Source organism: Nonomuraea sp. SBT364, from assembly GCF_001083785.1.
In the GTDB taxonomy this organism is placed as follows: Bacteria; Actinomycetota; Actinomycetes; order Streptosporangiales; family Streptosporangiaceae; genus Nonomuraea.
Window position 1 is genome coordinate 23,225 of sequence record NZ_LAVL01000099.1, and the last position, 8,190, is coordinate 31,414.

An 8,190-nucleotide genomic window follows, 5' to 3' on the forward strand; every position below is an offset into this window, starting at 1 on the left:
ACTGTGGTCCGACCATACCTGAAGGAGAGGCGTGCGAGTCGCCCTGTTCATCACGTGTGTGAACGACACGCTCTTCCCCGGCACCGGCAAGGCCGTCGTGTCGCTCCTGCGCAGGCTGGGCTGCGAGGTCGACTTCCCCGCCGCGCAGACGTGCTGCGGGCAGATGCACGTCAACACCGGCTACCGCGAGGAGGGCGTGCGGCTGGCGCGCCACTTCACCGAGGTGTTCTCGGGCTACGACGCGGTGGTGGCGCCCTCCGGCTCGTGTGCCGCGATGGTCCGCGAGCAATACCCGAAGCTGGTGCGGCCCGGCAGCAGGGGGGCGGCGGCGATCGGGGAGGTTGCGCCGAAGGTGTACGAGCTGTCGGAGTTCCTGATCGACGTCCTGAAGGTGGAGGACGTGGGGGCATATTTCCCGCACCGGGTGACATATCACCCGACGTGCCACTCCCTCCGCGGCCTGCGCCTCGGGGACCGCCCGGCCAGGCTCCTGAGCCACGTGCGCGGCCTGGAACTGGTCCCGCTCCCGGCCGCCGAGGAGTGCTGCGGCTTCGGCGGCACGTTCGCGGTGAAGAACCCCGCCGTCTCCGCCGCCATGGGCGCCGACAAGGTGCGCAACGTGCTCGGCACCGGCGCCGAGGTCCTCTGCGCGGCGGACAACTCCTGCCTGATGCACATCGGCGGCACCCTGAACCGGCAGAAGGCCGGCGTACGGATCATGCACCTCGCCGAGATCCTGGCCACGACGGAGGCGACGGGATGAGCGGCACTTTCCTCGGCATGCCCGGCAATTTCCCGAAAAATGCTGAAAAAGCGGTGCAAGACTCGCAGCTCCGGTTCAACCTGCGGAAGGCCACCCACACCATCCGGGGCAAGCGCGCGAGCGTCGTGGACGAGCTGCCCGACTGGCAGGAGCTCCGCGCGGCCGGCAAGGCCATCAAGGACGAGACCCTGCGCCACCTCGACCGCTACCTCGTCCAGCTGGAGGACGCGGTCACCGGGGCGGGCGGCCACGTGCACTGGGCCCGCGACGCCGCCGAGGCCAACCGCATCGTCACCGGCCTGGTCAAGGCCACCGGCGAGAGCGAGGTGGTCAAGGTCAAGTCGATGGCGACCCAGGAGATCGGCCTCAACGAGGCACTGGCCGAACATGGCATCACGGCGTACGAGACGGACCTCGCGGAGCTGATCGTGCAGCTCGGCGACGACTTCCCGAGCCACATCCTGGTCCCCGCGATCCACCGCAACCGGGCCGAGATCCGCGAGATCTTCCTGGACAAGATGGCCGAGACACCCGAGGGCCTGACCGACGAGCCGGCCGCGCTCGCCGAGGCCGCCCGGCTTCACCTGCGCGAACGCTTCCTCAGGAGCAAGGTCGCCATCTCCGGCGCGAACTTCATGGTCGCCGAGACCGGCACGCTGGTCGTGCTGGAGTCCGAGGGCAACGGGCGCATGTGCCTGACGCTGCCCGAAACCCTGATCAGCGTGGTCGGCATCGAGAAGCTGCTGCCCTCCTGGCGCGACCTGGAGGTCTTCCTGCAGTTGCTGCCCCGCAGCTCGACCGGCGAGCGGATGAACCCGTACACGAGCATGTGGACCGGCGCCACCGAGGGCCAGGACTTCCACCTGGTGCTGCTCGACAACGGCCGCACGGACGTGCTGGCCGACGAGGTTGGCCGCCAGGCGCTGCGCTGCATCCGCTGCTCGGCCTGCCTGAACGTGTGCCCGGTCTACGAACGCGCGGGCGGCCACGCCTACGGCTCGGTCTATCCGGGCCCGATCGGCGCCATCCTCACCCCGCAGCTGCGCGGCATGGGCTCGGAGCTGGACGCCTCGCTGCCGTACGCCTCCAGCCTGTGCGGCGCCTGCTACGACGTCTGCCCGGTGGCGATCGACATCCCCGAGGTGCTGGTCGACCTGCGCGCCAAGGCCCCGCACGGGCGCGCCGAGCGCGCCGGCATGCGGGTGGCGGGCTGGGTGCTGGGCAACGAGGTACGGCTCGCCAAGGCCCAGCGGCTGGCCACCCGCTTCCGCAAGCTGGTGCCCCGCAGGCTGCCCGGCCCGCTGTCGGCCTGGACCGACACCCGGGACCTGCCCGAGATCCCGGAAGAATCGTTCAGAGACTGGTGGGAGCGTCATGAGCGCCCGTGAGGAGATCCTCGGCCGGATCAGGCAGGCCGTGCGCGACGCGCCGGAGGTCGGGATCCCGCGCGGCTACCGTACGGCGGCCCGGGTGGACGACCTGGTGGGCCTGTTCGCCGAGCGGGTGGACGACTACCGGGCGATCGTGCACGTGCTGCCGTCGGCCGAGGTGCCGGCCAAGATCGCGGAGCTGGTGCGGGGCAGGCGGATGGTCGTCCCGGACGGCCTGCCGGAGGAGTGGGCCGGTGAGGCTGAGCGGGCCGGCGGCTCGCTGGCCGACCTCGACGCCGCCGGCGGCGTGGTCACCGGCTGCGCCGTGGCGATCGCCGAGACCGGCACGATCGTCCTGGACGCGGGCCCCGGCCAGGGCACCCGCGCCCAGACGCTGGTGCCCGACTACCACCTGTGCGTGGTGCGGGCGGATCAGATCGTCGCGGGCGTCCCCGAGGCGGTCGCGCGGCTCGACCCGGCCCGCCCGCTCACCTGGATCAGCGGCCCCTCGGCCACCAGCGACATCGAGCTCAACCGCGTGGAGGGCGTGCACGGCCCCAGGACGCTCGAAGTGATCGTCAGTACCTGAGCACCGCCGCGACGTCGGCCACCTCGTCGGTGAACCAGAGTTCGGCGTCCGTCATGGCCGCCGCCCTGGCCAGCGCCGAGTCGGCGCGCTCCTCGATCGGGTCCGCCACGCCCCACGCGCGCACCTCGCCGGCGTCGGTGGAGATCTGCGTGGCGCTGTCGCCCGTCCAGACGCGTCCGGGCAGCTCGCCGGGCAGGAGCAGGGCGTGCACCCGGCCGTCGCGCAGGGCCTGGGAGACCCTGGCGAGCCCGGTGGGGCCGTTCTGCTCGCGGTGGCGGTCGAGCAGCTCGGCCCGCCGCCGGTCCAGCCAGGTGTCGAGCGCGCTCTGCACGTCGCGCTCGAAGCCGCCGTGGTCGCCGCGGTGACCGTGCTCGACCATGAGCATCCGGTCGGCGGACTTGGTGCCGAGGTGGTCGCCGAGCAGCGAGCGTGACTTCGGCTCGCCCGCGACCAGGACGAGCTGCGCGCCGATCCGCCGCACCTGCTCGTCGATCTCGTGGGCGACGGCGGTCGCGTTCTTCTCCCAGGTCTCGTCGACGGCGCGCTCGTACCGCTTCTGCGACCAGCCGCCCTGCGCGGTCTTCTGCAACGGCCAGGACTCGGCCTCGATGGTCGCGGTGCGGGGCGAGCCGTTGGCGTACACGCTGACCTCGGCCCCCGCGTGGTCGATGATCACACGCAGGTGCGGCACGCTCTCGCCGCGCCGCATGAGCATGGGCGTGACGAGAGGCAGCGGCGAGACGTGCGCGAGCGGCACCGGCTGCCCGCCGAACGTCTCCGCCAGCACCACCTCGCCCCCGGCGGCGAACACCGCCCGCCCGGGCGCCGGCCGCAGCACCTCGTCCTCCAGTGCCTCCGGCACGGTCACCCCGGCCTGCTCCAGCTGGTCGCGCAGGCTCGTCCACTGCGTCGACCTGTCCCGCTCGGTGATCGCGCCCACGTACACGGACGCGTACGGCCCGCGGCGCTCATAGAGGGGACGGATGAAGTCGAGCCGCACGGGTCACCACCTCCGCTTCTCCACGCCGAGCCCGAGAGCCTGGGCGACCTCCGCCATGTTGGTGAAGCGGCGTTCCGGCAGCGACTGCAGGATCTCCGTCACCTTGTCGGGGGCGTCCATCTCGCGGGCGTGCCGCAGCAGGTCTCCCTTCTTCGCCGGGAAACCCGCGTCGCTGAGCCATTTGGCCAGGTCACTGCGGATCTCCACCCCTTCGGCGCTGATGCCCTCCGGCGTTCCCGGCTCACGTCCCGGCGCGTAGCTGCGCACGGACTCCTCCTCGCCGGGCGCGGGCATGGGCTCGGGCTCCTTCCACTCCTCGGCGTGCGAGGTGCCCCCGCCCCGGACCAGGCCCTCCGTCTCCTGCTTCTGATGCTCATCCATGCGAGGACCGTGCTTCGAGCTTCCGCGTTCCATAGATGTCACTCCTCCCCAAAGCGCCCCTACCCCCGCTTTGGTGGACAAACATCACCCATGTGTACGCTGCCGAACGTGTTCGACGCTGACGCCGACATCACGACCGAACGGCTGGTGCTCCGGTCGTTCGGCCCCGCGGACGAGGCCCGGATCCGCTCCGTCGTCGAGACCCGGGCCCGCTTCCTGCCGCCGGGCGCGCCCGGCCACCTGTCGGGAGTCAGGCAGTGGCTCGCGAACGGGGTTCACGAACTGCAGCGCTCCGGCCAGGGCAGGCACCTGGCCATGACCGACGCGGAAGGCCGCATCGTGGGCGCGATCAGCCTGTTCAAGACCTCCTGGGGCGCGGGCACCACCGAGGTCGGCTACGGCGTGCACCCCCTCTACCGGCGCCGCGGCTTCGCCACCGAGGCGCTGCGCGGGCTGACCGCCTGGGTGTTCTCCGCCACCCGGCTGCGCCGGATCGACCTGACGGCCAACCTGGACAACCTGCCGTCGTTACGCGTCGCGCAGAAAGCGGGCTTCACCTGGGAAGGCGTCCTGCGTGCCGCCGTGCTGGAGGACGACGGGCCGCACGACCTGGTCATGTTCGGGCTGCTGCGCGACGACAGCCGGCTGCCCTCCGCCACCCTGCCCCGCGCCGAACTGCGTACCCCGCGCCTGCTGCTCAGGCCGCTGGCGGAGGAGGACGTACCGGATCTGGCCGCGACCGGCGCGGACCCGCTCACCCAGGCCGACACCGGCGTGCCGCGCGGCTACACCGAGGACGACGCCCGCTCCTGGGTCGCCGCCGCCGAGCGGATCCGGCTGCGCGGCCACGGCGCCGCCTGGGCGGCGGCGGACCCGGCGACCGGCCGGTTCCTCGTCAGCCTGGACGTCAGGGACGTCGACTGGGTCAACCGGACCTGCGAGGTCGGCTACATGGCCGCGCCGTGGGCGCGCGGCCACGGCTACACCGCCGAGGCCGTCGCCGCCGTCGCCCGCTGGCTGTTCACCGAGCACGGCTTCCACCGACTCAAGCTGCGCGCCGCCCCCTCGAACACGGCCTCGTGCCGCGTCGCCGAGAAGGCCGGGTTCGTCCGCGAGGGCGTCGAACGGGCCGTGCTGGGCGGCCAGGACCTGCTGGTGTTCAGCCTCGTCCCGGCCGACCTGCTCTGAAGGGCTCGCCCGCCCCATGGTGAAAAGCCGGGCGAACCGTCACTCTGGGTACGAGGGACGGTGAGGCGCATGATCACGGTGGTCGGGTGGGACGGTTCCGATCTGTCGGCCGAGGCGGTCGACCGGCTGCGCGCGGCCACGCTCGTCGTCGGACCCGCCACCCTGCTCGGCAGGCTGGCGCTGACCGCCGGGACCGCCTCCGACGACGCCCTCCTCGACACCCTCGACGACCATCTCGAACAGGGCGCCGGCCCCGCCGTCGTGCTCGCCGCCGGCGACCCCGGCTTCTTCGGCGCCGTCCGCGCGCTGCGCGCCCACGGGCTCAAGCCGGACGTGCTGCCCGCCACCTCGCTGGTCACCCGCGCCTTCGCCCGCGCCGGGCTGAACTGGGAGGACGCCCTGGTCGTCGCCCCCGCCGGAGCCCACCAGCTCAACCGGGTCGTCAACGCCTGCCGCGCGCACCCCAAGGTCGCCCTGGTCGTCGCGCCCGGCGTCGGCCCCGGCGAGATCGCCAGGGAACTGGCTCCGACCACGCCGCGCGCCCTCATCGTCTGCGAGGACCTCGGCGGCCCCGACGAGCGCGTCACCCACAGCCGCATGGGCGAGGCCACCACCCGGCCCTGGAAGGACCCCGACGTGGTGCTCGTCCTCGACCCGCTGCACCGGCCCGCGGAGCCGAGCTGGGTGGCGGGCGCGCGTCCCGGCCCCGCCGAATGGGCGCTGCCGCTGGAGTCCCGGCTCCCGCCGGAGGTCAGGGCGTACGTGCTGGCCAAGCTCGGCCCCCGGCTCGGCGACCTGGTGTGGGACGTGGGCGCGGGCGGCGGCGAGATCGCCGTCGAGTGCGCCAGGCTCGGCGCGGCCGTCGTCGCCGTCGAACGCGACGCGGGCTCCTGCGACCGGCTGCGCGCCAACGTGCTGCGCTACGGCGTCAAGGTGGCGCTGACCAGGGGACAGGCCCCGCCCGCGCTCGAACCGCTGCCCGACCCCGACGCCGTGTTCGTCGGCGGCGGCGGCCCCGACGTGGTCGCCGCCTGCGCCGCCCGCCGCCCCCGCTCGCTGGTGTGCGCGCTCAACTCCGTCGAACGCGTCCCCACCGTGCTCGGCCTGCTGCGCGAGCAGGGCTACCGGGCCGAGGGCAGCCAGATCCTGGCCGCCAGGATCGCCCTCGAAGCCGACGGCTCCCACAGCCTGGCCGCCGCCGACCCCGTCTTCGTCGTGCACGCGACACCCGCGCACACAGCGTGACCTGTCGCCCACCGGTGCCGATCGGTTATCCTCGCGTGTCTTCCTCTACGCACCGGAGCCCCTTCCCATGAAGCCCCCGCTCCTGCTCATCGGGCAGGGTTCGAACGACGACGCCGACTCCGCCGAGTTCGGCCGGTTCGTCCATCGACTCCGTTGCCGGCTCGACCAGCAGGCCGCCGACGTCTCGGGCGGCTACCTGGAGCGTGCCACGCCGCGGCTCAGCGAGTCCGTCGCCTCCCTCGTCGCCCGCGGCCACCACCGGCTGGTGGCGATGCCGCTCAGCCTGAACCGGCTGGCCGAGGACCTGCCCGCCGCCCTGGAGCTGGAGCAGCAGCGCCACCCCACGCTCATGTACGACTACGGCCGCCCGCTCGGCCCCGACCCCCGGGTGCTCGCGCTGCTGGCCGAGCGGCTCAACGACGCCGCCGCCGACATCCCCCGGATGCGCCCGCTGGAACTGGTCGGCGCCCGGCCGCGCCTGCGCGCCGTCGACACGCTCCTGGCCGACGGCCTCCAGACGCACGTCGAGCCCGGAGAGACGGCCGTGGTCCTGGTCGGCGAGGGCGCCACCGACCCGGCCGCCAACGCCGAGGTGCACCGGGTGTCGCGGCTGTTCTGGGAGACGCACGCCTACGACTTCATGACCGTCGAGACCGCGTTCGTCTCGCTCACCCCGCCCGGCGTGCCCGGCGGCCTGGAGCGCTGCCGCCGCCTCGGCGCCAAGCGCGTCATCGTGGTGCCCTACCTGCTGTTCGCCGGCGCCACGCTGGAGCGCGTGTGGGCGCAGGCGCTCGCCTACGGGGCCGGCCACCCCGACCTCGACATCCGCTGCGCCGAGGTGATCGGCGACTGCGAGACCCTCGCCGACGTCGTCATCGACCGCTACGAGGAAGCGCTCCAACTCGTCCCGTGACCGGAGGTTGTGCCGTGCCCGCCGAGACCGAGTCCAGTCCCGCCGGCCTCACCGAGGCCCTCGCGGCGATCCGCCCCGCCGACCCCGGGGTGCTCGACGACGCCCGCGCCCACCAGGACCGCCTCACCAAACCGCGCGGCTCGCTCGGCGCCCTGGAGGACGTCGCCGTACGGCTCGCGGGTGCGGCGGGCGTCACCCCGCCGCCCATGCCCACTCCCGCCGCCCTGGCCATCTTCGCCGCCGACCACGGCGTCCACGCCCGGGGAGTCAGCCCGTGGCCGCAGGAGGTCACGGTCCAGATGGTGGCCAACTTCCTGGCCGGCGGCGCCGTCGCCAACGCCTTCGCCGCCCAGACCGGCGCCTCGGTCACCGTCGTCGACGTCGGCGTCGCCGCCGACCTCCCGGACGATCCCCGCCTGGTCAAGCGCAAGATCGCGTACGGCACCGCCGACCTGTCCCAGGGGCCCGCGATGACCGTCGACCAGGCCGTCCAGGCCCTGGAAGCCGGCATCGCCGTCGCCCGCGACCTCGTCGCCCGCGGGGCCCGCTGCCTCATCACCGGCGACATGGGCATCGCCAACACCACGGCCTCGGCGGCCCTCATCTCCGCCTTCACCGGCCGGGACCCGGCCGACGTCACGGGCCGGGGCACCGGCATCACGGACGCCACCCACGCCCTCAAGATCCGCACCGTCCGCCAAGCCCTCCACGCCAACGCCATCCCCCCGTTCCACCTCCCCC

Annotated in this window: 9 protein-coding genes; 7 read left to right on the top strand and 2 right to left on the bottom strand. The window is 73.4% G+C overall.

Features of this window, described 5'->3' with window-relative positions:
- Positions 1-31 precede the first annotated feature (31 nt).
- From ADY59_RS32045 to ADY59_RS32055, 3 genes are read left to right on the top strand one after another with little or no spacing between them, the layout of a single operon-like run.
- Entirely contained in the window at positions 32-763 is a 732-nt protein-coding gene (locus ADY59_RS32045; protein WP_049570043.1) for a (Fe-S)-binding protein, read from the top strand.
- Complete coding sequence (locus ADY59_RS32050; RefSeq protein WP_049570046.1) at positions 760-2,151, top strand: lactate utilization protein B; 1,392 nt, start codon at positions 760-762, stop codon at positions 2,149-2,151. Before ADY59_RS32045 ends, ADY59_RS32050 begins: the two co-directional genes overlap by 4 nt.
- Positions 2,138-2,722, top strand: coding sequence for a LutC/YkgG family protein (locus tag ADY59_RS32055; RefSeq protein ID WP_049570048.1), 585 nt, complete (start codon positions 2,138-2,140; stop codon positions 2,720-2,722). Before ADY59_RS32050 ends, ADY59_RS32055 begins: the two co-directional genes overlap by 14 nt.
- Here the strand turns inward: ADY59_RS32055 and ADY59_RS32060 are convergent.
- Both ADY59_RS32060 and ADY59_RS32065 read right to left on the bottom strand, forming a co-directional pair.
- Positions 2,712-3,722 (bottom strand): baeRF2 domain-containing protein, encoded by a 1,011-nt coding sequence (locus tag ADY59_RS32060; protein WP_049570051.1) that lies wholly within the window; start codon positions 3,720-3,722, stop codon positions 2,712-2,714. The two genes, ADY59_RS32055 and ADY59_RS32060, sit on opposite strands and share 11 nt — an antisense overlap.
- Positions 3,723-3,725: 3 nt before the next feature.
- The gene (locus ADY59_RS32065; RefSeq protein ID WP_231618999.1) at positions 3,726-4,103 is read right to left on the bottom strand and encodes a DUF2795 domain-containing protein; all 378 of its coding nucleotides are present in this window, start codon (positions 4,101-4,103) and stop codon (positions 3,726-3,728) included.
- Between the two features lie 108 nt (positions 4,104-4,211).
- Here ADY59_RS32065 and ADY59_RS49090 point away from each other — a divergent pair, with 108 nt between their 5' ends.
- From ADY59_RS49090 to ADY59_RS32085, 4 genes are all read left to right on the top strand, one after another.
- Positions 4,212-5,291, top strand: a complete 1,080-nt coding sequence (locus tag ADY59_RS49090; protein ID WP_197093957.1) for a GNAT family N-acetyltransferase — start codon at positions 4,212-4,214, stop codon at positions 5,289-5,291.
- Between the two features lie 69 nt (positions 5,292-5,360).
- Positions 5,361-6,536, top strand: coding sequence for a bifunctional cobalt-precorrin-7 (C(5))-methyltransferase/cobalt-precorrin-6B (C(15))-methyltransferase (locus tag ADY59_RS32075; RefSeq protein WP_049570058.1), 1,176 nt, complete (start codon positions 5,361-5,363; stop codon positions 6,534-6,536).
- Between the two features lie 67 nt (positions 6,537-6,603).
- A complete protein-coding gene (locus tag ADY59_RS32080) occupies positions 6,604-7,449 on the top strand; it encodes a sirohydrochlorin chelatase (protein WP_049570060.1) in 846 nt (281 codons plus the stop codon).
- A gap of 14 nt (positions 7,450-7,463) precedes the next feature.
- Positions 7,464-8,190: nicotinate-nucleotide--dimethylbenzimidazole phosphoribosyltransferase (locus ADY59_RS32085; RefSeq protein WP_049570063.1), on the top strand; the 727-nt coding region annotated here is incomplete at its 3' end.